This window comes from Streptomyces sp. NPDC001980 (assembly GCF_040296885.1).
In the GTDB taxonomy this organism is placed as follows: domain Bacteria; phylum Actinomycetota; class Actinomycetes; order Streptomycetales; family Streptomycetaceae; genus Streptomyces.
The window spans coordinates 111,406-135,515 of sequence record NZ_JBEOYD010000024.1 but is presented as its reverse complement, the minus strand read 5'-3'; the positions used below and the strand labels follow the sequence as shown (position 1 = coordinate 135,515).

Sequence of the window (24,110 nt, the reverse complement as noted above, 5' to 3'; positions counted from 1 at the left end):
GCGGTGGACCCCGGTCAGACGACGCAGTCCCGTGGAGGCACCGCATGCAGGCATGGCAAGTGCACGAGAACGGCGAGCCGAGCGAGGTGATGCGGCTCCAGGAGGTGGAGCGGCCCACGCCCGGCGACGGCCAGGTGCTGCTCAGGGTGCGTGCCGCCAACATCAACTTCCCGGACGTACTGATGTGCCGGGGCCACTACCAGGTGCGTCCGCCGCTGCCGTTCACTCCCGGGGTGGAGATCTGCGGTGAGACCGAGGACGGGCGCCGGGTGATCGCCAACCCCGCACTGCCGCACGGCGGTTTCGCCGAGTACGCGGTCGCGGACGCCGCCGCGCTGCTGCCCGCCCCGGACTCGCTGGACGACTCCGAGGCCGCCGCGCTGCACATCGGCTACCAGACGGGCTGGTTCGGACTGCACCGCAGGGCGGCCCTCCAGGCCGGCGAGACCCTGCTCGTGCACGCCGCCGCCGGCGGGGTCGGCAGCGCGGCCGTCCAGCTCGGCAAGGCGGCCGGAGCGCGGGTGATCGGCGTGGTCGGCGGCGCCGACAAGGCAGCCGTGGCCCGGGAGCAGGGCTGTGACGTCGTCGTCGACCGGCGCACCGAGGACGTCGTCGCCGCCGTCAAGGAGGCCACCGGCGGGCGGGGCGCCGACGTGATCTACGACCCGGTCGGCGGCGACGCCTACACCCAGTCCACGAAGGTCGTCGCCTTCGAGGGCCGGATCGTGGTCGTCGGCTTCGCCAGCGGCACCATCCCCAGCCCGGCGCTCAACCACGCCCTGGTGAAGAACTACTCCATCCAGGGCCTGCACTGGGGCCTGTACGCCACCAAGAACCCCAAGCTGATCCTGCACTGCCACCAGCAGCTCACCGAGCTGGCCGCCAAGGGCGCCATCAAGCCCCTGGTGAGCGAGCGGGTCCCGCTGTCCGAGGCCGCGGCGGCCGTGCAGCGGGTCGGCGACGGCGTCACCACCGGCCGGGTCACCGTCGTACCGAACGGAGCCGCAGCATGACCGACGCCGCCGAACTCACGCGCCGCACCGCCGAGTTGCTGGCCGCGCACCCGCCCGCCACGACAGACAGGCTCGACTTCCTCAAGGCCCGCTTCGACGCGGGTCTCGCCTGGGTGCACTACCCGGAGGGCCTCGGCGGCCTCGGCGCCCCGCGCTCCCTCCAGGTCGTCGTGGACGCGGCCCTGGAGGCCGCCGGCGCCCCCGACAACGACTCGCGCCGCAACGGCATCGGGCTCGGCATGGCCGCGCCGACCATCCTCAAGTACGGCACGGAGGAGCAGAAGCAGCGCTATCTGCGGCCGCTGTGGATCGGGGAGGAGGTCTGGTGCCAGCTGTTCAGCGAGCCGGGCGCCGGCTCCGACCTGGCCGCGCTGGGCACCCGGGCCGTCCGCGAGGATGGGGGCACCTCCCGCTCGAGCGAAGCCGAGAGTGGGGGAGAGTGGGTGGTGAACGGGCAGAAGGTGTGGACCTCCGGCGCGCACAACTCCCGCTGGGCCATCCTCATCGCCCGCACCGACCCGAACGTGCCCAAGCACGCCGGCATCACCTACTTCATCTGCGACATGACCGACCCGGGCGTGGACGTCCGGCCGCTGCGGCAGGTCACCGGCGAGGCCGAGTTCAACGAGGTCTTCCTCACCGACGTCCGCATCCCCGACGCCCGCCGCCTCGGCGCGATCGGCGACGGCTGGCGGGTCGCGCAGACCACCCTGAACAACGAGCGCGTCGCGATCGGCGGCATGCGGCTGCCCCGCGAGGGCGGCATGATCGGCCCGGTCGCGAAGACCTGGCGCGAACGCCCCGAGCTGCGCACCCACGACCTGCACCAGCGGCTGCTGAAGCTGTGGGTCGAGTCCGAGGTCGCCCGCCTCACCGCCGAGCGCCTGCGCCAGCAGCTTGTTGCGGGCCAGCCCGGCCCCGAGGGCGCCGGCATGAAGCTCGCCTTCGCCCGCCTCAACCAGGAGATCAGCGGCCTGGAGGTCGAACTCCGGGGCGAGGAAGGCCTGTTGTACGACGACTGGACCATGCGCCGGCCCGAACTGGTGGACTTCGTCGGCCGCGACGCCGGCTACCGCTACCTCCGTGCCAAGGGCAACAGCATCGAGGGCGGGACCAGCGAGGTCCTGCTGAACATCGTCGCCGAGCGCGTCCTGGGCCTGCCGGCCGAACCGCGCACCGACAAGGACGTCGCCTGGAAGGACCTCGCCCGATGACCGACCTTTTGTACTCGGAGGAGGAAGAGGCGCTGCGGGCCGCGGTGCGGGATCTGCTCGCCGACCACTGCGACGCGCCGGGCGTCATCGCCCGCACCGAGTCGGACACCCCGCACGACGCGGCCGCCTGGAAGGCGCTCACCGAGGGCATGGGGCTCGCCGGACTGCTGGTTCCCGAAGAGCTGGGCGGTCAGGGTGCCTCGCACCGCGAGGTCGCCGTCGTCCTGGAGGAGCTGGGGCGGTCGGTCGCGCCCGTGCCGTATCTGACCAGCGCCGTGGTGGCGACCGAGGCGCTGCTGGCCTGCGGCGACGGGCAACTGCTCGGGAAGCTGGCGTCCGGGCGGACCGTCGGGGCGCTGGCGGTGGGGCTGCACGTCGCTCCGGGCGGCGAGTTCAAGACCGTACGCGTCGAAGACGGCCGTCTGCACGGCGAGCTGACCGGGATCGCGGACGCGGTCGCCGCGGACGTGCTGCTGGTGCCCGGGGACGACGGCGGGCTGTACGCGGTCGAGGCGGGCGCCGCGACCGTCACCCCGCAGGTGTCCTTCGACCTGACCCGGCCGCTCGCCACGGTCACCCTGGACGGGGCGCCGGGGCGGCGCGTGGGCGACGCCGAGCCCGCGGTACGGCGGGCCCTGCGGGCCGGGGCCGGGCTGCTGGCCTCCGAGCAGTTCGGCGTCGCCGAATGGGCGTTGACCGAGACCGTGCGGTACCTCAAGGAGCGCAAGCAGTTCAACCGGCCGGTGGGCGGGTTCCAGGCGGTCAAGCACCGGCTGGCGCAGTTGTGGCTGGAGGTGGTGAACCTGCGGGCCGCCGCGCGGGGCGCCGCCGACGCGCTGGCCTCCGGCGAGGACGCCGACGTGCTGGTGGCCGTTGCGCAGGCCTACGCGGGGCCGGTCGCCGTGCACGCTGCCGAGGAGGCGCTGCAGTTGCATGCGGGGATCGGGATGACCTGGGAACATCCGATCCATCTGTATCTGAAGCGGGCCAAGGCTGATTCGATTGCCTTCGGTACGGCGGGGGCGCATCGGGAGGCCTTGGGCGCGCTGGTTGATTTGCAGGCGCCGTGAGGTAGCGGGTTCGGCTGCGGGTGCGTGGGGGCTGGTCGCGCAGTTCCTCCCCCAGCCTTCGGCCGGGGGCACCCCCAGCGCCCCTTCGGGGCGCGACCCCGCTGAGGCGCGCTTGAAATGAACCGGGGGTGGCAGTCCAGCCAACTCCCTGCGCAGATACACCAATTGGGCTCTGTTCGAACGCATACTCCCTTCGGTCCCTCATGGCCCTACAAGGGAGGCAGAGCATGGCCCTCACCACCCGTCGCAGAGCCCTCACCACCCTCGGTGCCGCCCTCGTCGGCGCCGCCGCACTGCCCGGCGCACCGGCCTGGGCGGGCGGCGGTCACCGTGGTCGGCGGCCGCTGTGGCGTGCCCACGCCCACAACGACTACGAGCACACCCATCCCCTCCACGACGCCCTCGACCACCGGTTCGGGAGCGTCGAGGCCGACATCTTCCTCGTCGGCGACCAGCTCCTCATCGGCCACACCGCGGACGACCTCGACCCGAGCCGCACCCTCGAATCCCTCTACCTCGACCCGCTGGCCGCGATCGTCAAGGCCAACCACGGTTCGGTGTACCGGGGTTGGCGCAGGCCGCTGCAACTGCTGATCGACATCAAGACCGAGGGCTCCTCGACGTACCTTGAGCTCGACCGGCATCTGCGGCGCTACCCGCACCTGTTCACCACCTACGCCCACGGCCGGGTGATCCCCGGTGCGGTCACCAACGTCATCTCCGGTGACCGTGCCGCGCGCACGCCGATGGAGGCGCAGACCGTGCGCCGGGCCTTCTACGACGGCCGGCTCACCGACCTCGGCACCTCGGCGCCCGCCTCCTTCGTCCCGCTGATCAGCGACAACTGGCAGCTCAACTTCACCTGGCTCGGCGAGGGCGCGTTCCCCGACGCCGAGCGGCAGAAGCTGCTCGACATCATCGGCCAGGCGCACGCGCACGGTCAGACGGTGCGCTTCTGGAACACCCCCGACGTGGCCGGTCCCGCCCGCGACGCGCTGTGGAGCGAACTGCTCGCCGCCGACGTCGACTACTTCAACACCGACGACCTGGCAGGCCTGGAGGCCTTCCTGGACGCCCACGCGGCGTCGTAACACCACTCGAACGGGGGCCGTGTCAACCGCACGGCCCCACCCTCCGCTACGCCACACTTACGGCCGAACGCCCTGAAACGGGCGTGGCGGAGGAGGTTCGCGATGGCCGTTTCCATCTCTGTGGTGCTGCTGCTCCTGTTGCTGGCCGTGATCTTCATGCGCCAGGGCGCGCTGAAGATCTCGCACGCCCTGGTCTGCATGCTGTTCGGGTTCTTCCTGGCCAGCACCAGCATGGCGCCGACCATCACCAGCGGGCTCACCGCGACCGCCGACATGGTCAGCAGTCTGCGGCCCTGAGCCGGCCGCTCAGGGTTCCCTTCAGGGTTTCCAGAACACCCCGATCCCGTTCGCCACGGCGCGCTCCGGGCTCTCGGTCGGGTGGTTGAGCACGCTCACCGTCTTCGCCCCCGCGGTGCGGGCCACCATCGTCGTGGAGCCGCCGCCGTCCAGGCTGAACGCGTCGGCCGCTCCCAACTGCCGCATCTCGTCGGCGACTTCGGCGATGGTCAGCCCGCTGCGGTAGGCCACCGCCCCGTCCAGCGCGAGCAGCAGCAGCTTGCGCCCGCCGCTCGCGTAGCCGACGGCCGTGCGCACGGCCGATGTGGTGTTGTTCAGCCCGGTCAGCGGTTGGCCGTCCCGCAGCACCGGGTAGCCGCCGACCGCGAAGCGGTACCGGGGCCAGGCGGCGGACGCCACCATGCGCTCGTGCACCGTGACCCGTTCACCCTTGGTGAGGGCGCGCAGCTTGTCCGCGCCCGCCTCCCGGCCGAGCAGGACGGTCGTACCGGGGGCGATCGCGCCGCTGCCCGGGGTGGCGGACGTGGCGACGACCTTGCCGGCGCGGACCTGCACCTCGTAGGTGTCCGAGCTGCAGCCGGCGGCCCGGTTGGTGTCCGAGCCGCAGGTGGCACGCTTGCGGGAGGCCGAGCCCCAGGCGGCGGTGTAGGCCCCGACGGACCCCTGCGCCAGGGCGTACTGGTTGAGGCCGCGCAGCGTGAGGGTGGCGTCGGGGGTGCGGACCGTGCCGACGAGCGTCAGCCGGTCGAGCCGGGCCCGGCGGTCCACGCCGACGCCGAAGACGTCGGTGGTGTCGGTGCCGGGCGGCAGCGACGGGCCGAACCGCTGGGCCGTCGGCACCGCCGCCTTGAGCACCTTGCCGTGCGTGATCGCCGGGCCGACGCTCGCGCCGGTCGCCTCGACGCCCGGGTGCTGGGTCTCGTTGATGTTGAAGAAGTCGCCGTTCACGCCCGCGACCGCGCCCGCCGCGTCCGCCATCGCGGACACCGGCGACCGTGCGGCCACGGCGCCCGGCGAGAGCAGGTCCACGTGGACGTGCGGGTCGGTCAGGTCGACGGTCAGCAGATGGACGTGGACCGTGCCCTTGGCCGCCGGGACGTCGAACTGCCGGTAGGTGACGCCGGACGCGATCTGTCCGGCGTCCGACGCGGCGCCGGCCGGTGCCGCCCCCACGAGGGCCGCACCGGCCAGCACGCCGGACGTGGTGAGAATCGTGCACAGAGTTCGGGTCTTCGCTGCAAGCCGTCTCCGACGATGCGTCACCGCACCCCCTGATGTCTCGTCAAGTTCCTCAGGACTCAGGGAAGTGCAGCAGACGAGAGTGACCGGCGGGGCGGCTAACCGTCGACTACGCGAGAACGGGTGAGGAAACGCACCCCCTCGGGTGCCTCCAGGGAGAAACCGCTCCCCCGTCCGGGTACCACGTCCACGATCAGCCGGGTGTGGCTCCACGCCTCGTACTGGCTGCGGGACATCCAGAAGGTGACCGGCTCCTCGACCCCGTCCACCGCCAGCTCGGCCAGCAGCACGTCCGAGCCGCCGGTGCGGAACTCGCCGTCCGGATAGCACATGGGCGCGCTGCCGTCGCAGCAGCCGCCGGACTGGTGGAACATCAGCGGCCCGTGCTCGGCACGCAGCCGGCGCACCAGTTCGGCGGCCTGCGGGGTGAGTTCGACGCGCGCGGGCGCGGTCCTGTCGTCGTCCATGGGCACCGTCCTGGGCCGGGAGCGTCGGATCCCCTCAGTCTCACGCGGCGTCAGAGGCGCGTCCAGCGTGCGTCGTCGAGCGTTTGCCCACGGTCCCGGCTCACCAGGTCCGTCACGGTCCGCTCCAGCAGGGGTATTTCACCCGGCTTGGTCGGTTATATCCCGTAGATTCTGGATCTGGAGGGCGTTCGGGGGCGCTCGGTTGGGTGGAAGGCGTGATGCCGCTGACTCCTCGGACCTGTCCGTTGACTGAAGTGCGTCCGCATCCATAGCCTTCATCTTCATATGTAGACGGAGGCTCATGTGATGCCTCTCCATCAGGAAGGACGTCTCGCCCATGAGCCAGCCCGTCGTCACCCGTTTCTCCGTGTATCCGGTGGCAGGCCGGGACTCCATGCTGCTCAATCTCTCCGGCGCGCACGCCCCGTACTTCACCCGCAACGTCGTGGTCGTCGAGGACTCCGCGGGCCGGACCGGGCTCGGTGAGGTGCCCGGCGGGGAGGCGATCACCCGGACCCTGCGGGATGCCGGATCCCTGGTCGTCGGAGCCCGGCTGGGGGACTACAAGCGGGTGCTGCGGGCCGTGGGGGAGGAGTTCGCGGGGCGGGACGCCGGCGGTCGTGGTGCGCAGACCTTCGACCTGCGCACCACCGTGCACGCCGTCACCGCCGTGGAGTCCGCGCTCCTCGACCTGCTCGGCCAGCACCTGGAGGTACCCGTCGCCGCCCTGCTCGGCGACGGCAGGCAGCGCGACTCGGTACGGGTCCTCGGCTACCTCTTCTACGTCGGCGACCCGGACCGCACCGACCTGGACTACCTCCGGGAACCCGACTCCGACGTGCCCTGGTACCGGATCCGCCGGGAGGAGGCCCTCACCCCGGAGGCGATCGTCCGGCAGGCGGAGGCGGCCTACGACCGCTACGGCTTCCGTGACTTCAAGCTCAAGGGCGGCGTGCTGGAGGGGGCCGAGGAGGTCAAGGCCGTCCGGGCGCTGAAGGAGCGCTTCCCCGAGGCGCGGATCACGCTCGACCCCAACGGCGCCTGGTCCCTGCGCGAGGCCGTCGAGCTGTGCCGCCCGCTGCTCGGCACCCTCGCCTACGCCGAGGACCCCTGCGGCGCCGAGGCCGGCTACTCCGGCCGCGAGATCCTCGCCGAGTTCCGCCGGGCCACCGGGCTGCCCACCGCGACCAACATGATCGCCACCGACTGGCGGCAGCTCACCCACGCCCTCGCCCTGCAGTCGGTGTCGATCCCGCTGGCGGACCCGCACTTCTGGACCATGCAGGGGTCGGTGCGGGTGGCCCAGCTCTGCCACGAGGCGGGGCTGACCTGGGGCTGCCACTCCAACAACCACTTCGACATCTCGCTCGCCATGATGGCCCACTGCGGTGCCGCGGCCCCCGGCGACTACAACGCCCTGGACACGCACTGGATCTGGCAGGAGGGACAGGAGCGGCTCACCGTCGAGCCGCCGAGGATCACCGGCGGCGAGGTCGCCGTCACCGACGCCCCCGGGCTCGGCGTCCGGCTCGACATGGACCGGCTGCTCGCGGCCCATGCCCGCCACGAGGAGCTGAACCTCGGCGCGGGTCGGGACGACGCGGCCGGGATGCAGTACCTCGTGGCGGGCTGGACCTTCGACGCCAAACGGCCCTGCCTGGTGCGGTGAGCCGTCAGGCGCCCTGCGCGGCCGAGGACTTCTCGGCCGTGGTGTGCCCGGCCGCCCGGAGCGTGAGCTGCTGCCGCGGTGCGCGCAACAGGACCACCGCGAGCAGGGCGGCCAGCAGCGTCAGGCTCCCCGCCGTGATCAGGCACAGGCGCATGCCGTCCAGGAAGGAGTCGCCGAGCGCGCCCATCGTCTGCCCGGTCCGGGCGCCCAGGTCAAGGCCGGCGACCGCGCCGAGGCCGTCCGTCTGCGCGGTCGTGACGATGCGGTCCCGTGCCGCGCCGGTGACGCCCGCGTCGGCGAGGTGACCGGGGAGTGCGTGGAGGGCCCTGGTGGTGAGCAGCGCGCCCAGGACGGCCGGGCCGAGGGCGCCGCCGACCTGCCGGAACGCGTTGTTGCCGGCGGCGGCCATGCCGGCCAGGTGGTACGGCACCGAGGCCACCGCGGTCGCGGTCATCGCCGTCATGACGAAGCCCATGCCGAGGCCCAGCAGGGCGAGCCGCCAGGCCGCCGAGCCGAACGAGGTGTCGGCAGTCAGACCGGTCAGCGCGAACAGGGCGGCGGTGACCACCAGCAGACCACCGGTGATCATCACCCGGGCCGATATCCGGTGCATCAGCCGTCCGGCCGGCCCGCCGACCAGCAGGGCCGCCCCGGTGACCATCAGCAGCCGCCACGCGGCCTCCATGGTGTCGAGCCGCTGCACCATGCCGAAGTAGAGGCTGAGCACGAAGAAGAAGCCGATCAGCGCCAGGAAACTGGTCGTCGCGACCAGCGTGGTCGCGGTGAAGGCGGGGCTGCGGAACAGGCTCAGGTCCAGCATCGGGCTGTCACTGCGCCGCTCCGCCAGCACGAACCCGGCACCGGCGACCACGGCCGTGAACAGCGCCACCATCACCTTGACGTCGGTGAACGAGCTCGCCCCGCCCTCGATCACGCCGTACACCAGGGCGGTGACCGCGAGCGTCGCGGTGAGCTGGCCGGGCCAGTCCAGACGGCGCCCGTGCGGTGCCCGCGAGTCGGGCAGCCGCCGGACCGCGACGGCGACGGTCAGCAGCGCGACGGGAACGGTCGGCAGGTAGATCCAGCGCCAGGAGATGTGCTGGACGATCACACCGGCGAGCAGCGGACCGACGGCCAGGGCCGCCGTCAGGCAGGTGGCCCAGATGCCGATGAACTTGCCGCGCTCCCGGTGGTCCGGCACCGCATGGCTGATCAGCGCCAGCGTGGTCGGCAGCAGCGCGGCCGCGCCGACGCCGGCCAGCGCCTGCCCGGCCCAGACGACCTCGATCGAGTGCGCGCACAGGGCGGTGACCGCGCCGGCCGCCGAGAACAGCAGGCCCGCCTGGAACACCCTCTTGCGCCCGTGGACGTCCCCGAAGACGCCCGCGGTCAGGATGAACGCGGCCATCGGCAGCACGAACGCGTCCTGCACCCACGACAGCTGGGCGGTCGAGGCGTTCAGCGCGGCCTGCAGGGCGGGCAGGCTCACGGCGACGGTGGTGACCGGAAGATAGGCGACGAAGACGCCCAGGCAGGCCATGACGATCGTGGCCGCCCGCCGCTCGACCGGCGCGTTCGCCGGTGTCGTGACGTTCACGGAGATACTCCTTCGCGGCGCACCGCGCCGCGGTCGAAGGCCACCGGCGTGTCCGGTGGCCTGTGTCGAACGGACTTCCGAGGGGAAGCCCGCCGCCACAGCATCCGGTCCCGTGCGCGCATCCGCCAAGCAGGTCGGCTCGCAGCCGCAGAATCCTCTAGATCGCCGATGTACATGGCAGACTTCCAGCATGCTTGACGAGACAGACGGAAAGATCCTCCGTGCCCTGCAGTGCGCGCCCCGACTGCCCTTCCGGCGGATCGGCGAGGTGGCCGGGGTCTCCGAGCAGACCGCGGCCCGCCGCTACCAGGCACTTCGCCGCGCCGGGGCATTGCGGGTGGTGGGGCTGGTCAACCCGTGGGTGCACGGCGCCGCGCAGTGGGTCACCCGCATCCGCTGCCGCCCGGACCGGGTCGCCCCGCTCGCCGACGCCCTCGCCCGGCGCCCCGACATCTCCTGGGCCCACCTGGCCTCGGGCGGTTCGGAGATCATCTGCGTCATGCGCTCGCCGCTCGACGTGCCGCGCGAGGACGTACTGCTCCGGCAACTGCCCAGGTCCGCCTCGGTCCTGGACGTCAGCATCGACCTGATCATCCACGACTTCGACGCTCCCGGCACCGCAGGCTGGACCGGCTACGGCGACAGCCTCGACCCCGAGCAGGTCCGGCGGCTGACCTCGGAGCGGCCGCCGCCCGCCCCCGGGCCGCCGCCCCCACCGGCCGCCGAGGACGCCCCGCTGCTCGACGCCCTCGCCCAGGACGGCCGTACCACCCACACCCGGCTCGCCGAACTCACCGGCTGGTCCCTGTCCCGGGTGGCCCGCCGGCTGGAGTCGCTGGAGGGCTCCGGAACCCTGGAGTACGAGGTCGAGCTGCTCCCGGAGCGGCTGGGGTTCCGGCTCAACGCCATCCTCTGGCTGCGGGTCGCCCCCGCTCACCTGGAGCGGGTCGGCGCGGAGACCGCCCGGCTCGACGAGGTTCCCTTCGTCGGCGCCATCAGCGGGGAGCACAACCTGATGGTCACCGTCATCACCCGCGACCCCGAGGACTTCTACCGCTTCCTGACCACCCGCATCGCCGCGACCCCGGGCATCGACGGCTACGGCGTCAGCATCAGCCTGCGTCACCTCAAGAAGGCGGCATCCCTCATCTCCCGGGGCCGACTGGTACCGCCGGTGTCGGTCTAGGCGAGTCCGGCGAAGTACGCTGCGGTTCGGCAGCGCCCTGAGGGGGCGCCGCAGTCGGCAGACGGCATGTCGCGGGACTTCCAGCGCAGCGCCTAGGCGGAGTCCCCGGAGTCCCCGGTGTCCTCGGCGGCCACGACCGACACGGGCAGTCGCCGTACCCCGTGCATCAGCAGGCCCGGCGTCCACTGCAGGTCCGTCTCGGCCACGGCCAGGTCCAGCCCCGCCACCCGCCGTACGAACACGGTGACCGCGACCTCGGCCTCCATCCGGGCCAGCGGAGCGCCCAGGCAGTGGTGGACGCCGTGCCCGAAGGCGAGATGGCCGCCGGCCGGACGGCCGAGGCGGAAGGTGTCCGGGGCCTCGAACCGGGCCGGGTCCCGGTTCGCCGCGGCCAGGGACACCAGCAGCATGTCGCCCCGGCGCACCGGCATCCCGCCGACCTCCAGGTCCTCGGTGGCGAAGCGCTCGGTCGCCGTCAGCACCGGCCCGTCCACCCGGAGGAACTCCTCGACCGCCGCCGGGACCAGCCCCGGATCGGCGCGCAGCGCCTCCAGGAGGTCCGGCTGCCGGGCGAGGCCGAGGAGCACCGCGCCGATGAGGTTCGCGGTCGTCTCGTACCCGGCGATCAGGAGCAGGAAGGCCATGCCGACCAGTTCCGGGTCGGTGAGCCGGTCCTCGCCGGCGTCACCGGCCAGTGCGCTCAGCAGGTCCGGTCCGGGCTCGGCCCGCTTGCCGGCGATCAGCTCCGCGAGATAGCCGCTCATCCATACGTAGGCCTCCTCCCGGTCCGCGCCGGCGACCGGGGCCACGATCTGCTCCGAGGCCCAGCGGAACCGGTCCCAGTCGCCGAGCGGCACGCCGAGCAGTTCGCAGATCACGGCGATGGGGACGCGGGCGGCGAAGCCGTCGACCAGTTCCGGTGTCTCCTCGGCCAGTACGTCGTCCACCAGCCGGGACGCGATCTCGCGGGTCCGCGGCCGCAGGGCCGCCACCCGCTGAGGGGTGAAGGCGCGCGCCACCACCCTGCGCAGCCGGGTGTGTTCGGGCGGGTCCATGGTCAGCATGTAGTCGACGCCGACCTCGTCCCGGACCCCGCTCATCAGCCAGCCGGGCTCCAGGCCCGCGCGCTCGCTGCGCTTGGACACTCGCGGATCGGTGAGCACGGCGCGGGCCGCCTCGTACCCGGTGACCAGCAACTGCGGCGGGGCACCGGCCGGTTCGCAGCGGTGCGCGGCGCCCGACGCGGTCAGTCGCCGCAGTACCGCATGCGGGTCCGCCCGGAACGCGGGCCCCTCCAGTGCGGCGCGCAGCGCGGTGCCCGCGCTGTCCGGGGTGTGTGCGGTCATCGAGGTCTCCCACGTGAACATATTGCTTTCGTCGGCAAGCATTATGTTCAAGTGGGCCACTGTCAAGGAGAGTTCGGGCGGTTGATGAGGCTAGAAGCTGGCCCGCGTTCCGCCGTCCACCGTCACCATGGCGCCCGTGACGTAGGCGGCCGCCGGAGACAGCAGGAACGCGGCGGTGCGGCCGAACTCCTCCGGGGTGCCGAGCCGGCGCAGCGGGATGCCGGCGGCCGTGGTGTCGGCGTCGCCGGTGATCGACTGGAGTTCGAGCGTCCGGTCGGTTCCGATGTGGGCCGGCACCAGCCCGACCACGCGGATGCCCCGCGGGCCCACCTCCCCGGCGAGGGTCTTCGCGTAGCCGGCCAGCGCGGGCCGCAGGGCGTTGGAGATGGCGAGGCCGGGGATCGGCTCGTAGACCGAGGTCGACAGGACGAACCCGATCACCCCGCCCTCGCCGAGCCGCGCGGCGACGGCCCGCGACAACCGCACCGCGCCCAGGAAGCCCGATTCGAAGGAGGCGCGCCACTGTTCGTCGTCGATGGCGTCCGTGGTGCCCGTCGGCGGGCCGCCGACGCTGATGAGCGCGCCGTCCAGCCCGTCGAACGCCTCGCGTGCCGCCGCCATCAGCCGGTCCGGCGTCCCGGCGTCGGCGTTGTCGGCGACGACCCCGACGGCCTGCCCGGGGCCGCCCAGCTCCGCCTCGGCCGCGGCCAGCGAGTGCGTGCTGCGCCCGCTGACCACCACCTTGGCACCGCCCGAGGTCAGCTCGCGGGCGGCGGCCAGGCCGAGACCGCGGGTGCCGCCGGTGACGATGTAGACGCGGTCCTTCAGTCCGAGATCCATCTCTGCTCCTGTGTACCCATGCTGCCGACTGCCGTGCGTCCGCCCAGCGCTCCGCCGGAAGTCCGGTGCGTCATCCGGACCCGCTCAGAGCATGGCTTTCTGGGGCTGGGTGGCCACCACGATGACGGTGGTGGTGTCCGCGCTCAGGGCCGCCTTGAACTCGCGCTGCAGGTCCTCGGTCGAGTCGACGTCGACCGCGCGGCAGCCGAAGCCGCGGGCCACGCTCGCGATGTCCAGCCCCGGCAGGTCGAGGCCGGGCACGCCCGGCGTCTCCTCCAGGACGGCGAACGACTTGAGGATCGAGTACTCCTGGTTGTGCATCACGACGTAGACGACGGGCAGGCGGTGCTGCGCCGCCGTCCAGACGGACTGCACGGAGTACTGGAACGAGCCGTCGCCGATCAGTCCGACGACCGGCCGGGACACGCCGCGCTCCCGGTCGGCGAGGGCCACCCCGACGGCGGCCGGCGCGCCCCACCCGATGCCGCCGCTGGCCGTGGCGAAGAAGGATCCGGTCCGGGTGGTGGGCAGCCACTCGATCTGCTGGGCCATCGTGGAGGTCGACTCGTTGACGATGACCGCGTCGGCCGGCTTGACGTTGCTCAGGGCGGCATAGACCTCCGGCGGGGTCAGGGGGCTGTTCGGTGCCTCCGGGAGCACCCGGGGGCGCTCCATCGGCTGCGGGGCGGTCCGGGCGGAACCGTCCGCGACCGCGGTCAGGAGCTGCTCGATCGCCGCCTTGGGGTCGCCGAGGAGGCTGTCGCCCACGCGGGCCGCGGCGGCCACGTCGGGGTTGCCGGTGATCTGGAGGAGCTCGGTGCCGTCGGGCAGGTAGGGGCCCGGGACGTAGGGGTAGTAGCGGAAGACCTCCGCGCCGATCACGACCACCAGGTCGTGGCCCTGCAGGCGGTCGCTGATCGTCTTGACCGACATGCCGAGGGGGCCGCGGAAGAGCGGGTGGTCCTCGGGGAAGGAGGCGCGGTCGAGGAGCGGGGAGCCGTAGACGGCCGCGCGCAGTTTCTCCGCGAGGGCGACGGCCGCGTCCCAGCCGCCGGCCTTGTCCACCTCCGGCCCGAAGACCAGCGCCGGACGGCTGCTGGCGGAGATACGGTCGGCGAAGCTCCGCAGCCGGTCCGGGTCGGGCAGCACCCGGTCGCTGAAGGTCCGCATGCGCGTGAAGCCGGACAGCGGCCGCTTCCAGTCGTCCATCGGGATCGACAGGTAGACGGGACCGGCGGGCGGCTGCAGGGCCATCGCGTAGGCCCGCAGGAACGCCTCGGGCACGTCCTCGGCGCGTGCGGGTTCGTACGACCACTTCACCCACGGCTTGGGCAGCGTGGTGGCCTCCCGGTTGCCCAGGTAGGGCTCGCCGATCAGCAGTTCCCGGTGCTGCTGACCGGAGGTGACGATCAGCGGGGTGCTGCCGTGATAGGCGGCGACCAGGTTGCCCACCGCGTTGCCCAGCCCGGCCGAGGAGTGCACGTTGACCAGCGCGGGCCTGCCGGTGACCTGGGCGAAGGTGTCCGCCATCGCGATGACGGAGGCCTCCTGGAGGGCGAGTACGTAGGTGAAGTCCTCGGGGAACTCCTGGAGGAACGGCTGTTCGGTGGAGCCCGGATTCCCGAACACCGTGGTGAGTCCGAGAGAACGCAGCAGATCGTAGGTCACGCTTCGGACGGTGGCTTGCTCGGTCATGGCAACCTGCCAGTTCTCGTGACGGGCCCGATATCGGGAGAATCCCGCCCATCCTGACCCGGGCGCGACCGCCGCGCCTTCCGTCCGATGACTGGAGCGCCTGCTGAAACGACGGGTCCCGGCCCGTCACTTCCGGGTGGCCGCCCACCGCGGTTCCGGTGTCAGTCGGATGACCGAAGCCGGAACACCTTGGACCGTAGGAGTGTGGGGTCACCCGTTGGGTGTCACGAACACCTTCATGACCTCGGCCGACCGGAGGGCGTCGATGGCGCGCAGCGCCTCCCCGACCGGGACGATCTCCGTGGTGAGGTCGTCGACGTGGACGGCACCGCGGGCGAGCAGGTCGACGGCGTCGTCGAACTCGGAGCCGTACACGAACGACCCCCGGACGGTGATCTCCTTGAGCAGGACGACATCGGGATCGAAGCCGCCGCCGGGCCCCGCCCCCACGTTGACCAGCACCCCGCCGGGGGCCAGCAGCCGCAGGGCCTCGGCCCGGGCCGCCGCGTTGCCCGAGCACTCGAACACCACGTCCACCGTGGACCCGGCGAGCTCGGCGCCCGACTCGGCCGGGCTCAGGGTCGCTTCGGCGCCCGAGGCCGGGCCGAAGCGGCGCCGCTCGGGGGCCGGCTCCACCAGAACGACCCGGCCCGCGCCCCGGTGGACGGCGATACGGCAGGCCAGCTGGCCGATCGGGCCCCCGCCGAAGACCGCCACCGTGGCGCCTCCGAGGTCGCCGGCCAGGACCGCGGCGCGCAGCGCGGTGGCCGTCGGCTCGACCCAGGCGGCCTCCAGGCGCCCCATCGACGCGGGCAGCGCCCGCAGGGTGCCCGGGAAGACGGCCATCTGCCGGGCGAGGGCGCCGTCCGCCTGGAGCCCGAGCGCGGTCTCCATGGTCGCCTGCCGGCAGAAGTTGGGCCGCCCCGAGAGGCAGTACCGGCAGTGGCCGCACACGTTGCCGTTCGGGTTGACGGCGACCCGCTGGCCCACCGTCCAGCCCTCGACCGCCTCGCCCACCCGGGCGATACGGCCCGAGGGTTCGTGGCCCATCACGAAACCGCCGCGGTAGACCTGGGGCAGCTGCGGCGCGTGCAGGTCACTGCCGCAGATGCCGCACAGGTCGACCTCCACGACGACCTGGTCGGGACGGAGTCCGGGCTCGGGCCTCGACTCCAGCACGATCTTCCGGTCCACACCCAGGACCACTGCGTCCATCACGGCCCTCGCCGCCCTTCCGTCGTCGCCGTGAGCGATTCCGATGCCGCCCCTGCCCGATGAGGAGCCGAAATGCCCGTCTACACCTGCACCGCAGCCCAGGGAACACTGACCGGTGAGTCGAAGGCCGCGCTGGCGTCCGAGATCACCCGGATCCACGTGGCGATCAACCACGTGCCGCCGGCCTACGTCAACGTGATCTTCTCCGAGCCGCCGCCGGACAGCGTCTTCGCCGGCGGCGAGCCCGGGGCCCCGCTGATCGTCTCCGGCTGGGTCCGGCGCGGGCACCCGCAGGAGGAGGCGACTCGCCTGGCGCTGGAACTGTCCTCGGCCGCCGCCCGCGTCACGGGGGTACCGGAGAGCCACGTCATGGTCGTACTCCAGGACGGTCCCGCCCGCTCCGCCGTCGAAGGCGGCCGCGTCCTGCCCGAACCGGGCGAGGAGAAGGAGTGGCTGGCCCGGAAGGGCGAGTCCTGACCTCGTCCGCGTGCCGGTACAGCGCCTTGTCGGCGCCCTCGCCCTCTTGCCAGGACCGGGTGCCCGGCGGCAGCCCCCTGCCCCCGGGCACCCGGCCGTCCGGTGGGCCGACCGGCACGTGGTCCGGGTCGGCCGGTGGTTACGCGGCCGTGAAGCGGGCGGCGATGGTGGCGACCCGCTTGCCCTGGTACACGGCGGCGGCGCGGGCGGTGTCGTCGACGGGGATCGCGCCCTGTCCGTTGACGTGGCTGGTGCCGTAGGGGTTGCCGTCGACGAACTTCACCGGGTCGGTGTAGCCCGGGGTGACGAGGATGCCGCCGAAGTGGTGGACGGAGTTGTAGAGCGCGAGCAGCGTGGACTCCTGGCCGCCGTGTGCGGTGGCGGTGGCGGTGAAGCCGCTGTAGACCTTGTCGGCCAGCTTGCCCTGGGCCCACAGCCCGCCGAGCGTGTCGATGAACTGCTTCAGCTGGCTGGCGATGTTGCCGAACCGGGTCGGGGTGCCGAAGACGACGGCGTCGGCCCACTCGATGTCGGCCGGGGTGGCGATCGGGATGTCCTTGGTGGCCGCGGCATGCGCCGACCAGGCGTCGTTGCTCGCGATGGCCTCCTCGGGCGCGAGCTCGGACACGCGCAGCAGCCGTACCTCCGCACCCTCCTTGCGGGCGCCGTCGGCCACGGCCTCCGCCAGCTCGTGGACGGTACCGGTCGACGAGTAGTAGATGACCGCGATCTTGGGGGACATGGGGAATTCCTCTCGCTGTTCTGCGCTCTCGACGGCGGACGCCGTCTCTGTCTTCTGGGCGGCGGATGCCGCCGGGTGGGCGGTGGCGGACAGGGTGAGCCGCAGCAGCCGTGCCGCGAGCCCCTTCGCCGCGGTCAGCCCGTGGCGGTACCGGTCGACGGTCGCCGAGGCCGAGATCTTCAGTGAGCCGTTCTCGACGGACAGGGAGTCCACCGTCAGCTCGACCGGCGCGCGGTGCCCGCGGACGGTCAGGTGACCCTCGACGATCCAGGTGCCGGCCGCACCGCGGCTGACCCCGGTCGACTCGAAGCGGATCTCGGGGTGGCGCTCCGCGTGCAGGAACGCCGTGGAGCGCACGTGCTCGTCACGGCGTGGCGTCCCGGTGTGGAAACTGCCCGCCTCGATCACTGCGTGTGCGGTCGACCGGGTGACCGGCTCGGCGACCGTGATGCTCGCCGACGCCACCCGGAAGGTGCCGTTCACCTTGCCCAGACCGAACATGTGCCGCGTGGTGAAGCCGATGGACGACCGCTCCGGATCGACTGTGTAGGTCCCTGCGGGGGGCAGTTCGACGCTCATGCCTCTCCGGCCTCTCGGTTGGCGTCGCGCGGCTGGTCCGCTGCGGCGCTGTTGCTTGCCTTGGCAAGTATCTTGACCCTCGCCGAAATGCTTTGTCAAGCAAGTAACATGTGCTTCAGTGGTGGAGCCGGACAAGGAAGGGAGGTCGGCACGTGTCACCTCAGTCGCCGGAGCCCACGTATCCGCTGAACAACGACGAGGAACGCCTCTGGCGTGCGCTGCAGCGGATGCTGGTGGCTCTGCCCCGGGCGCTCGACGAGGACCTGCTCTGTGCCACGGGCCTCTCGCTCACGCAGTACATCGTCCTGGCCAACCTCTCCGAGGCCGACGGAAACAGTATGCGCATGACCGAACTGGCCGGAGCGGCGGCGCTGTCCGCGAGCCGCATCACCAGGGTGGTGGAGAACCTGCGGGACCTGGGCCTGGTGACCAAGCGGCGCCACTGCACGGACGCCCGCGGATACGTGGCCGAGCTGACCGAGGCCGGCCGGCTGCGGCTGGCCGGCGCCTATCCGGCGCACCTCGCCAGCGCGCGCGGACGCGTGATGGACCAGCTCGACCCCGCCCTGGTGCAGCGGCTGGCCGAACAGCTGCAGTCGGTGGCCGGCCCGCTCGCCGCCCTGTGCGAACGCGGCACAGGGCGCCGGGAGCGCCCCGCGGCCGGGAACGGGGACGACGGCGCCGGGTGCGAGGAGCTTCCGGGCGACCCGGACGTCTCCAGCTACCGCGAAGCAGTCATCTGACCCAAGCCGGGGAGCGGTGTCCGTGCGGAGCATGGTCTCTTCCAGCACGCCCACCTTCTCTGGAGACCCCCCATGCTGCAGGGCTACACCTACCCGCTGTCGCCGCGCGGAGAGGCGAACCTCGCCTCCGCTCCGCCGTGGCACTACGCCGGTGACATCGTCGGCGTCGAGTTCTGGACCGACCCGGCGGCCGCCGCGGCGACCCTCCCGGAGGGCCTGACACCCGACGCCGAGTCCGACGGGCGGGTGGTGGCGCTCTTCGTCGACTGGCAGTTCTCCGCGGGGCGCGACGAGTACCTCGACCCGGTGCGCAGCCAGTACCGCGAGTTCATGCTGCTGGTGGACGCCCGGTTCCAGGGCGAGCCGGTGTCCTGGTGCCCGTACATCTACGTCGACAACGACCTCGCCATGGCCCGCGGCTGGGTCCAGGGCTTCCCGAAGAAGCTGGGCTCGGTGCACCAGACCCGCGTCTTCGCCGCGCCGGGCAAGGCCTCGCCGTCCCTCGCCGCCGGCGGGCGGTTCGGCGCGTCCCTGTCGGCGGCCGGGCGCACCCTCGCCGAGGCACGGGTCACGCTGGAGCAGCCGGCGAGCGACCCGGCGGCCCTGTTCCGGCCCACGGTCAACCTCCGGCACTTCCCGACCCTGACCGCCGGCCAGTACGACAAGCCCGCCGTGCACGAGCTGGTCATGGCCGAGTTCCGCGACCAGCGGCTCGCCGACGTCTGGGTCGGCGCCGGCGACATCAGCCTGTTCCCGGCCCGCGGCGAGGAACTGGCGGACCTGGCCCCGGTGCGCACCGGCACCGGCTTCCGCGCCTCGATGTCCTACACCGTCACGGACGTCCGCAGGCTGAGCGAGTAGCTGCCCGGTACCGGGACCGCCCGACGACCTCCCACACCACCGCCGTAACGGAAGGAAGCTGATGCACACCATCGCCGACCTCATGGTCGACGGCCTGCGGAGCGCGGGCGTCTCCCGGATCCACGGGCTGCCCGGCGACTCCCTCAACGGGCTGACCGACGCCCTGCGCAGGAATCCCTCGGTGACCTGGGAGCACTACCGGCACGAGGAAGCGGCCGCGTTCGCCGCCGCGGGCGAGGCGGCGGTCACCGGTTCGCTCGCGGTCTGCGCCGGCAGCTGCGGACCGGGCAACCTCCACCTGGTCAACGGGTTGTTCGAGGCCCAGCGCAGCCGCGTCCCGGTGCTCGCGATCGCCGCGCACATCCCGGGCTCGGAGATCGGCACCGGCTACTTCCAGGAGACCCACCCCCAGGAGCTGTTCCGGGAGTGCAGCCACTTCTGCGAGCTGGCTGCCACGCCCGAGCAGTTCCCCCGCCTCCTCGACATCGCCCTGCGCACGGCGGTCGAGCGCAGCGGGGTGTCCGTCCTCGTCGTTCCGGGCGACGTGCTGCTGCACCGGCTCGACCGCCCGCGCAGGGCGGCCACCGTGCGGCCCACCACGCCGGTGGTGCGCCCCGCCGACGAGGAGATCGAGCGCGCCGCGGCCCTGCTGAACGACTCGGATCGGATCACGATCCTGGCCGGCGCGGGCTGCGCCGGCGCCCACGACCAACTCGTGCGCCTCGCCGCGGCGTTGCGCGCTCCGGTCGTGCACACCATGCGCGGCAAGGAGCACGTCGAGTACGACAACCCGTACGACGTCGGCATGACCGGGCTGCTCGGCTTCACCTCCGGCTACCGCGCGATGGAGCGGTGCGACACGCTCCTGATGCTCGGCACGGACTTCCCCTACCGGCAGTTCCTGCCCGAGCACGCCACCACCGTGCAGGTGGACGTGCGCGGTGAGCAGATCGGCAGGCGCACCCGGGTGGACCTGGCGCTCGTCGGCACCGTGCGGGACACCGCCGAGGCCCTGCTCCCGAAGCTCGCCCCCAGGACCGGTTCCCAGCACCTCGACGCGGCGCGCGACCACTACGTGGACACCCGCGCCGCCCTGGACCGGCTCGCCGTCGACGACCACGACCGCACCCCGGTCCACCCGCAGTACCTGGCCAGGGTCGTCGACGAACTCGCCGCCGACGACGCGGTGTTCATTCCGGACGTGGGCTCTCCGGTGATCTGGTCGGCGCGCTATCTGACCATGAACGGCCGCCGCAGGCTGATCGGTTCGTTCACCCACGGCAGCATGGCGAACGCACTGCCCCAGGCGATCGGCGTCCAGTCGGCCTTCCCGGACCGGCAGGTGATCGCGCTGTCCGGGGACGGCGGACTGGCCATGCTGCTCGGCGACCTGATCACTCTGAAACAGCAGCGGCACCCGGTGAAGATCGTGGTCTTCAACAACGGAGCCCTGAGCTTCGTGGAGCTGGAGATGAAGGCCGAGGGCATGGTGAACTTCGGGACCGACCTCGACAACCCGAACTTCGCCGACGTCGCACGCGCCCTGGGCATCCACGGCCGCAGGGTGGAGCACCCGGCCGACCTGGGCGAGGCGCTGCGCACCGCGTTCGCCCACCCGGGCCCGGCCCTGGTGGAGGTGATGACGGCCCGGCAGGAGCTGTCCGTCCCGCCGACGATCAAGTTCGAGCAGGCCAAGGGCTTCGCGCTCTACGCCGCCCGTACCGTGCTGTCGGGACGCGGCGACGAACTCCTCGAACTGGCCCGCACGAACATCCTGCGCCACCTGCCCTCCTGAGCCTGCCGAGCGGCCCAGGGGGTCCTACGGGGCGTCGGGCGGGCGGGGGTCCGTGAGCCCGATCAGGCTCAGCACGGCCTGCCGGATGCCCTCCAGGTCGTACTCGCCCAGGGGGATCCCCGAGGCGCGAGAGTGCTTGGTGACCCCGACGAAGGCGCCGAACGCCATCGAAAGCAGCACCTGCGGATCACCGGCGCGGAGGGCACCGGCCTTCTGCGCCGCCCGCAGGATCTCCACCAGTTCGGCGTTGAGCCGGTCGACGACCTCGTAGGCCTGCGGCCGCAGATACGAGCCGTGCACCTGGTGTTCGAGGAACGAGAACGCCTGCGGATAGGCCACGGCGAACGCGACCTGGTGCTCCCAGACCAGGCCGATCGCGGTCACCGGGTCGGCCTCGCGCACGGCGTCGGTGACCACGGTGTCCGCGAACGCCGCCTTCGCCTCGGTGAAGACCGCTTCGCCCAGCGCCTGTTTGTTGGGGAAGTAGCGGTAGATCGTGCCCACCGCGACCCCGGCCCGGGCGGCGATCTCGGGCACGTTGGTGCCGTCCCAGGTCCGCTCGTCGAACAACTCCAGCGCGGCGTCCATCACCCTGCGGCGCAGGGGGGTCTCGTCGACGGTCGCGGAGGGGGGCATGGTCACGAATGAAACTTCGTTCAGTCGCTCGATCTTTGTCAAGGCGGAGGGGTAGGGTGCCGAGTGAATGAAAATTCATTCACTCAGATACTCGTTTATGAGGAGTGCGCTGATGACACGCTACGGCCACTGGATCGCAGGCGTGGAAGTCGACCCGGCATCGGATCGTTGGCTGCCGTCTCACTCTCCGGGGCAGGACCAGGTCGTGCACGAGATCGCCCTCGGCGACGCCACCGACGTGGAGCGGGCCGTCTCGGCGGCGGCCGGCGCGGTCGACGGCTGGTGGAACCGGCAGCCCGTCGAGCGGGGGCGGGTGCTGGCCGCCATCGCGGAGCGGCTGCGCGACCAGGCCGCCGAGCTGGCGGAGCTGGAGTCGGCCGAGACCGGCAAGCCGGCCTGGCAGTCCCCGCTGGAGGTGGAGGGCGCGGCCAACTACTTCGAGTTCTACGCAGGCCTGGTCAACCTGCCCGGCGGTGAGCTGGTCAACATAGGGCCGGGCTTCCACGCGTACACCCGGCGCGAGCCGCTCGGTGTCGTCGGCGTCATCACCCCCTGGAACGCGCCCCTGAACCAGGCGGCCCGCTCGATCGCCCCGGCGCTCGCGGCCGGCAACGCGGTCGTGGCCAAGCCGTCCGAGTTCACCTCGGCGACCACGCTCCACCTGGCGCGTATCGCCACCGAGTGCGGTCTGCCCGAGGGCGTACTGAACGTCGTCACCGGCACGGGAGACACCGTGGGCGCGGCGCTCGTCGGCCATCCGAAGGTCCGCAAGGTGGCGTTCACCGGTTCCGTCCGGGCCGCCCGCGAGATCGGCCGGATCGCCGCGGACCGCATCATCCCGCTCACGCTGGAGCTGGGCGGCAAGTCACCCAACATCGTCTTCGCGGACGCCGACCTCGCCAAGGCCGCCCAGGGGGCCGTCGAGGCGTTCCTGCCCAACGGCGGCCAGTCCTGCATGGCGGGCACCCGGCTGTTGGTGGACGCGCGGATCCACGACCAGTTCGTCGCGGCCCTGCAGACCGTGCTGACCCACATCACGCCGGGGGAGACCTACGGACCGGCGATCACCCGCGCCCAGTACGACAAGGTCAACGAGTACTTCAAGATCGCCGAGCAGGACGGCGCCACCCTGCTCACCGGCGGCCGGCCGACCGGGGACGGCTGGACCTTCGAGCCGACCGTCTACACGGACGTCACGCCGGACATGCGCATCGCCCGCGAGGAGATCTTCGGTCCGGTGCTCTCCGTCCTGCGCTTCGAGGACGAGGACGAGGCGGTGGCCGTCGCCAACGACTCCGACTACGGTCTCGTCGCCGCCCTCTGGACCGGTGACGTGACCCGTGCCCACCGCGTGGCAGCCCGTCTGGAGGCCGGGCAGGTATACGTCAACGCCTACCCGCCCGGCATGATGGTCGAGGGCTCGTTCGGCGGCTACAAGAACAGCGGGTACGGCCGCGAGAAGGGCCTGGAGGCGCTGCACCACTACACCCAGACCAAGTTCGTCGCCGTGCGCCTCCAGGAGGACCAGCAGGTGTGGTGACACGGCCGCCGGGTGACCGCCCCGGCGCGGGCGGTCACACCGGGGGAGCCGTGAACAGGCCGCGGTCCACTTCGTCGTGCGGCTCCTTCAGGGTCGGCTCGGTCGGCGGATCGGCCGTCCCCCACCAGCCGGTCGCGGCCTCGTCCTGGGCCACCGTCCCGGCGCGGGCGATTGCGGGGCTCACCCTTCCCCTGCCGGTCATCGGCGGCACGCGCTCTGGAACCATCCCTTCGGAAAGCGGCGAAAGAACGGCCAAAGAACGACGAAAGGCGGACCCTGATGGTCGCGACCCACGATGAAGCGCACGGGCGGAGCGCGGCCTTCGCGCAGCTCCTGCTGTCGAGCCATGAGCGGCTGACCGGAACCCCCTTGAGCGCCGCGGCCTTCCCGGACGCCGACGAGGCGGCTCGCTGGCTCTACGGCACCGCCCCCTTCGGGCTGCTCGCGCACGACGCCGGCCCGGACCCGGTCTTCCGCTACGCGAACACCACCGCCCAGAAGTGCTTCGAGTACCCCTGGGAGGAGTTCGTCCGGCTCCCGTCCCGGCTGTCCGCCGGCCCCGACGCGCAGGGCGACCGGGAGGCCCTCGTGCGATCGGTGACGACGCGCGGATACGCCTCCGGCTACCGGGGGCTGCGGACCGCCAGGTCGGGCCGCAGATTCTGGATAGAGGACGTCACCATGTGGAACCTGCTGGACGCGGAGGGTACCTACCACGGTCAGGCGGCGGTCTTCCGTTCGTGGAGCGAGATGTGACTGTCTGTCGTCGCAGCCCTGGTGCGGTGGTCCGGCGCCGCC

At 72.2% G+C, this 24,110-nt stretch carries 23 protein-coding genes and 1 pseudogene; 13 read left to right on the top strand and 11 right to left on the bottom strand.

All coding sequences use genetic code 11. The annotated features are described in order from the left end of the window. Positions 1–44: 44 nt before the first annotated feature. The 5 genes from ABT137_RS31570 to ABT137_RS31550 all read left to right on the top strand — a co-directional run bounded on the left by ABT137_RS31570 (position 45) and on the right by ABT137_RS31550 (position 4,685). Positions 45–1,013, top strand: coding sequence for an NADPH:quinone oxidoreductase family protein (locus ABT137_RS31570; RefSeq protein WP_351714518.1), 969 nt, complete (start codon positions 45–47; stop codon positions 1,011–1,013). Continuing rightward, the gene (locus ABT137_RS31565; RefSeq protein WP_351714516.1) at positions 1,010–2,227 is read left to right on the top strand and encodes an acyl-CoA dehydrogenase family protein; all 1,218 of its coding nucleotides are present in this window, start codon (positions 1,010–1,012) and stop codon (positions 2,225–2,227) included. Before ABT137_RS31570 ends, ABT137_RS31565 begins: the two co-directional genes overlap by 4 nt. Continuing rightward, entirely contained in the window at positions 2,224–3,297 is a 1,074-nt protein-coding gene (locus tag ABT137_RS31560) for an acyl-CoA dehydrogenase family protein (RefSeq protein ID WP_351714515.1), read from the top strand. The genes ABT137_RS31565 and ABT137_RS31560 overlap by 4 nt, the downstream gene beginning before the upstream one ends. A gap of 227 nt (positions 3,298–3,524) precedes the next feature. Next, positions 3,525–4,388, top strand: coding sequence for a phosphatidylinositol-specific phospholipase C/glycerophosphodiester phosphodiesterase family protein (locus tag ABT137_RS31555; protein ID WP_351714514.1), 864 nt, complete (start codon positions 3,525–3,527; stop codon positions 4,386–4,388). Between the two features lie 102 nt (positions 4,389–4,490). Beyond that, positions 4,491–4,685 carry a hypothetical protein gene (locus ABT137_RS31550; protein WP_351714513.1) on the top strand — a complete coding sequence of 65 codons (195 nt, stop codon included), beginning with the start codon at positions 4,491–4,493 and terminating at the stop codon, positions 4,683–4,685. Between the two features lie 21 nt (positions 4,686–4,706). Here ABT137_RS31550 and ABT137_RS31545 read toward each other — a convergent pair whose 3' ends face one another. Both ABT137_RS31545 and ABT137_RS31540 read right to left on the bottom strand, forming a co-directional pair. Beyond that, complete coding sequence (locus ABT137_RS31545) at positions 4,707–5,879, bottom strand: phosphodiester glycosidase family protein (protein WP_351714512.1); 1,173 nt, start codon at positions 5,877–5,879, stop codon at positions 4,707–4,709. 143 nt (positions 5,880–6,022) lie between these two features. Continuing rightward, complete coding sequence (locus ABT137_RS31540; protein WP_351714511.1) at positions 6,023–6,391, bottom strand: DUF779 domain-containing protein; 369 nt, start codon at positions 6,389–6,391, stop codon at positions 6,023–6,025. Between the two features lie 337 nt (positions 6,392–6,728). On the opposite strand from ABT137_RS31540, the gene ABT137_RS31535 reads away from it, so the two are divergent. After that, positions 6,729–8,060, top strand: coding sequence for an enolase C-terminal domain-like protein (locus tag ABT137_RS31535; protein WP_351714510.1), 1,332 nt, complete (start codon positions 6,729–6,731; stop codon positions 8,058–8,060). Positions 8,061–8,064: 4 nt separating this feature from the next. On the opposite strand, the gene ABT137_RS31530 is transcribed toward ABT137_RS31535, so the two are convergent. Then, on the bottom strand, positions 8,065–9,657 hold the full coding sequence (locus ABT137_RS31530; RefSeq protein ID WP_351714509.1) for an MFS transporter: 1,593 nt from the start codon (positions 9,655–9,657) through the stop codon (positions 8,065–8,067). A gap of 190 nt (positions 9,658–9,847) precedes the next feature. On the opposite strand from ABT137_RS31530, the gene ABT137_RS31525 reads away from it, so the two are divergent. Beyond that, positions 9,848–10,843 (top strand): Lrp/AsnC family transcriptional regulator, encoded by a 996-nt coding sequence (locus tag ABT137_RS31525; RefSeq protein ID WP_351714508.1) that lies wholly within the window; start codon positions 9,848–9,850, stop codon positions 10,841–10,843. Between the two features lie 92 nt (positions 10,844–10,935). Here ABT137_RS31525 and ABT137_RS31520 read toward each other — a convergent pair whose 3' ends face one another. From ABT137_RS31520 to ABT137_RS31505, 4 genes are all read right to left on the bottom strand, one after another. Next, positions 10,936–12,189 (bottom strand): cytochrome P450 family protein, encoded by a 1,254-nt coding sequence (locus ABT137_RS31520; RefSeq protein ID WP_351714507.1) that lies wholly within the window; start codon positions 12,187–12,189, stop codon positions 10,936–10,938. Positions 12,190–12,279: 90 nt separating this feature from the next. Beyond that, complete coding sequence (locus ABT137_RS31515; RefSeq protein ID WP_351714506.1) at positions 12,280–13,029, bottom strand: SDR family NAD(P)-dependent oxidoreductase; 750 nt, start codon at positions 13,027–13,029, stop codon at positions 12,280–12,282. A gap of 84 nt (positions 13,030–13,113) precedes the next feature. After that, positions 13,114–14,697, bottom strand: a complete 1,584-nt coding sequence (gene mdlC, locus ABT137_RS31510) for a benzoylformate decarboxylase (RefSeq protein WP_351714505.1) — start codon at positions 14,695–14,697, stop codon at positions 13,114–13,116. A 237-nt stretch (positions 14,698–14,934) separates the two neighbouring features. Then, positions 14,935–15,939, bottom strand: coding sequence for a zinc-dependent alcohol dehydrogenase (locus ABT137_RS31505; RefSeq protein ID WP_351714504.1), 1,005 nt, complete (start codon positions 15,937–15,939; stop codon positions 14,935–14,937). Positions 15,940–16,011: 72 nt separating this feature from the next. On the opposite strand from ABT137_RS31505, the gene ABT137_RS31500 reads away from it, so the two are divergent. Beyond that, entirely contained in the window at positions 16,012–16,416 is a 405-nt protein-coding gene (locus ABT137_RS31500; RefSeq protein WP_351714503.1) for a tautomerase family protein, read from the top strand. Between the two features lie 139 nt (positions 16,417–16,555). Here the strand turns inward: ABT137_RS31500 and wrbA are convergent, their stop codons facing one another. Together wrbA and ABT137_RS31490 are read right to left on the bottom strand one after the other, a co-directional pair. Beyond that, positions 16,556–17,158, bottom strand: a complete 603-nt coding sequence (gene wrbA / locus ABT137_RS31495; protein WP_351714544.1) for an NAD(P)H:quinone oxidoreductase — start codon at positions 17,156–17,158, stop codon at positions 16,556–16,558. A 135-nt stretch (positions 17,159–17,293) separates the two neighbouring features. Further along, positions 17,294–17,737: pseudogene (locus ABT137_RS31490) on the bottom strand (YceI family protein); the annotation flags it as partial. Positions 17,738–17,889: 152 nt separating this feature from the next. Between ABT137_RS31490 and ABT137_RS31485 the strand changes: the two are divergent. From ABT137_RS31485 to poxB, 3 genes are all read left to right on the top strand, one after another. Then, positions 17,890–18,480, top strand: coding sequence for a MarR family winged helix-turn-helix transcriptional regulator (locus tag ABT137_RS31485; RefSeq protein WP_351714502.1), 591 nt, complete (start codon positions 17,890–17,892; stop codon positions 18,478–18,480). A gap of 72 nt (positions 18,481–18,552) precedes the next feature. Beyond that, positions 18,553–19,341: an acetoacetate decarboxylase family protein gene (locus ABT137_RS31480; RefSeq protein ID WP_351714501.1), complete on the top strand. Its 789-nt coding sequence runs from the start codon at positions 18,553–18,555 to the stop codon at positions 19,339–19,341. Between the two features lie 61 nt (positions 19,342–19,402). Further along, positions 19,403–21,136 carry a ubiquinone-dependent pyruvate dehydrogenase gene (gene poxB / locus ABT137_RS31475; RefSeq protein ID WP_351714500.1) on the top strand — a complete coding sequence of 578 codons (1,734 nt, stop codon included), beginning with the start codon at positions 19,403–19,405 and terminating at the stop codon, positions 21,134–21,136. Between the two features lie 24 nt (positions 21,137–21,160). On the opposite strand, the gene ABT137_RS31470 is transcribed toward poxB, so the two are convergent. Then, a complete protein-coding gene (locus ABT137_RS31470) occupies positions 21,161–21,772 on the bottom strand; it encodes a TetR/AcrR family transcriptional regulator (RefSeq protein ID WP_351714543.1) in 612 nt (203 codons plus the stop codon). 112 nt (positions 21,773–21,884) lie between these two features. Between ABT137_RS31470 and ABT137_RS31465 the strand changes: the two genes are divergently transcribed. Beyond that, positions 21,885–23,312: an aldehyde dehydrogenase family protein gene (locus ABT137_RS31465; RefSeq protein WP_351714499.1), complete on the top strand. Its 1,428-nt coding sequence runs from the start codon at positions 21,885–21,887 to the stop codon at positions 23,310–23,312. Positions 23,313–23,346: 34 nt separating this feature from the next. Here the strand turns inward: ABT137_RS31465 and ABT137_RS31460 are convergent, their stop codons facing one another. Further along, complete coding sequence (locus tag ABT137_RS31460; protein WP_351714498.1) at positions 23,347–23,496, bottom strand: hypothetical protein; 150 nt, start codon at positions 23,494–23,496, stop codon at positions 23,347–23,349. 95 nt (positions 23,497–23,591) lie between these two features. Here ABT137_RS31460 and ABT137_RS31455 point away from each other — a divergent pair, with 95 nt between their 5' ends. Further along, entirely contained in the window at positions 23,592–24,068 is a 477-nt protein-coding gene (locus ABT137_RS31455) for an MEKHLA domain-containing protein (RefSeq protein WP_351714497.1), read from the top strand. Positions 24,069–24,110: the final 42 nt, after the last annotated feature.